The organism is Streptomyces sp. NPDC127092, from assembly GCF_042722475.1.
Taxonomy (GTDB): domain Bacteria; phylum Actinomycetota; class Actinomycetes; order Streptomycetales; family Streptomycetaceae; genus Streptomyces.
Genome location: NZ_JBHXFE010000149.1, coordinates 1 through 2,066, shown reverse-complemented (window position 1 = coordinate 2,066; position 2,066 = coordinate 1). Strand labels below are relative to the sequence as shown.

At 66.0% G+C, this 2,066-nt stretch carries 3 protein-coding genes and 1 pseudogene; 3 read left to right on the top strand and 1 reads right to left on the bottom strand.

The genetic code is table 11. The features are described from left to right. Positions 1 to 226: pseudogene (locus ACFWJO_RS38180) on the top strand (hypothetical protein); the annotation flags it as partial. Here ACFWJO_RS38180 and ACFWJO_RS38175 read toward each other — a convergent pair. After that, positions 216 to 653: a MarR family winged helix-turn-helix transcriptional regulator gene (locus ACFWJO_RS38175; protein WP_020621643.1), complete on the bottom strand. Its 438-nt coding sequence runs from the start codon at positions 651 to 653 to the stop codon at positions 216 to 218. The pseudogene ACFWJO_RS38180 and the gene ACFWJO_RS38175 overlap by 11 nt on opposite strands. A gap of 77 nt (positions 654 to 730) precedes the next feature. Between ACFWJO_RS38175 and ACFWJO_RS38170 the strand changes: the two genes are divergently transcribed. Together ACFWJO_RS38170 and ACFWJO_RS38165 are read left to right on the top strand one after the other, a co-directional pair. Beyond that, positions 731 to 1,105, top strand: coding sequence for a VOC family protein (locus tag ACFWJO_RS38170; protein ID WP_020621642.1), 375 nt, complete (start codon positions 731 to 733; stop codon positions 1,103 to 1,105). A 7-nt stretch (positions 1,106 to 1,112) separates the two neighbouring features. Further along, positions 1,113 to 1,937: a DNA-3-methyladenine glycosylase family protein gene (locus ACFWJO_RS38165; protein WP_386872756.1), complete on the top strand. Its 825-nt coding sequence runs from the start codon at positions 1,113 to 1,115 to the stop codon at positions 1,935 to 1,937. Positions 1,938 to 2,066: the final 129 nt, after the last annotated feature.

Genomic DNA, 2,066 nt, shown 5'->3' with positions numbered 1-2,066 from the left:
CGGCAAGACCGTGTATGTCGAGAACGGAAGACCCACGTTGGGGGAGTGGTACGTGGATGCAGAGGGGCAGTTCTGCTCCTTCTGGCCGCCGGACTACCGAGCGTGCTACGAACTGCGCTGGCTCGTCGAAGATGAGCGGATCACTGGTCTGCGCTTCCGCCGCGGCTCCTACACAGCCGTCGGCCGGTACCAGCTCCCCGGGCCTGACAATGCTGTCAAGGAATGAGCAGGGCGTCTCGGCAACGGGCCAGAAGCTCGTAAAGACGGGCGCGCTCCACCAGCTCGACCTCCATCGTCATGCGTTGAACAACCGAGGACACTTCCTCATGCGCGCGTTCGAGGAGGAGCTCTGCGGCGTCGTTCAGCACCACGCTCCGTTCTCGCCGGGGTCCAGGATCACTCGAGCGGGTCACCAGCCCCCGCTTCTCCAGTCCCTGGAGCAGCACGTTCATCGACTGACGGGACACGAACGCGCGTCGGGCGAGCTCGGAGCTCGTGATACCTGGCGTGTCCTGCAAGGCGGTCAAGCACGCGTACTGCGGCACACTCAGCGCGAGCGGGCGAAGCCGATCGTCCATTCGCTGGTTCAGGAGCGACTGCGTCTCCTTGATCAACACCCCCAACGACTCCGGGCTCCGGTCCAATGCATCCATGTCAATAGTTTGACACACACTCCACTGAGTGTCAGGATATTGACACTGGCGTTATTGAACAGAACAGGAGCTTGCTCATGGCAGCAACAACCACCGGCCCGGGCTTCATCTCTTTCCAGGTGCGGGACCGCGCCGTCTCCGCGGAGTTCTACGACAAGCTCGTCGGACTCACACGGCTCCCAGACTCGAACCCGGCAGCGACCGTCTTCTCCGCAGAAGGAACCGCGTTCGCCGTCCGCGACCCGTTCCCGGGCGTGGATCTCGACGCGATCCCTCAGCTCGGCGCCGGCATCGGCGTCTGGTTCCGCAACGATGACGCGGAACGCGTGCACGCACGACTCGTCGACGCGGGAGTGGCGATCGTGCAGGAACCGGTCGAGGGGCCGTTCGGCCTGCAGTTCTCGTTCCGAGACCCCGACGGCTACGTCGTCACCATCCACGCCCGCGCCTAACACCACCATGGCGCAGCACACCCTCTCGGTCCCAGTGCTCGGGCCGTGGTCGTTGCGCACCAGCAAGCGGTTCTGGGAAGAGTTCACCCCTACCGCGATCGAGTCCGGCGGCGACCCGGACGTCCTCTCCGCACGCTTTGTGAGCGAGCACGACTGGACGTCCGTATCCGCCCACGTCACCCAGATCGGTCTGTCCGGCCCGGGCGATCTGACCGCAGCCGCCGAGCAGGTGCGGCGCTTCCTCTCTCTCGATGTGGACGCGCGGGAATGGCCGGCCGTCGGCGATCGCGACCCGATCGTCGCCACCGCCCAAAGGGCGCTCCCCGGATATCGCCCGTGCGGCTTCCATTCCCCGTACGAAGCCGCAGCCTGGTGCGTCTTGTCGCAGCGCACCCGCGTCCCGGTCGCTGCCCGACTCCGCCGCGACCTTATCGTCGCGCACGGCAACGACGGGGTGTTTCCCGCGCCCGATGCGCTCATCCGCGCCATCGACGCCGAAGAACTAGACCTACCCGGTCGGAAGCCAGAGTATCTCCGAGCTGTCGCAGAGGCCGCACTCACCGGGCTGCTCAACGGTCCTCGGCTCCGAACGATGCCCGAAGAATCGGCTCGCCGCGACCTGCTCACGGTGACAGGCATCGGCCCGTTCGCCACGGACCTCATCCTTATCCGCGGCGCCAACGCCCAGGACATCCTCTACGCCGAGATCTCCTACCAGTACGGGCCCGACTCGGTGCTCGAGGAGGTCGCGGAACGCTGGCGCCCCTTCCGCTCCTGGGCCGCCGTCCACCTCCGTGCGCTCCGAGAGCAGCGCACCCGTGAGATGGGCTGATCGATGACGTTACGGCTCTTCGATAGTGGAACGTCATCGCTACGCACGTTCGCGCCCCTGCGACCGGGCCACGTCGGCATCTATCTGTGCGGTCCGACTGTTCAGGCTCCGCCGCACGTCGGTCATCTC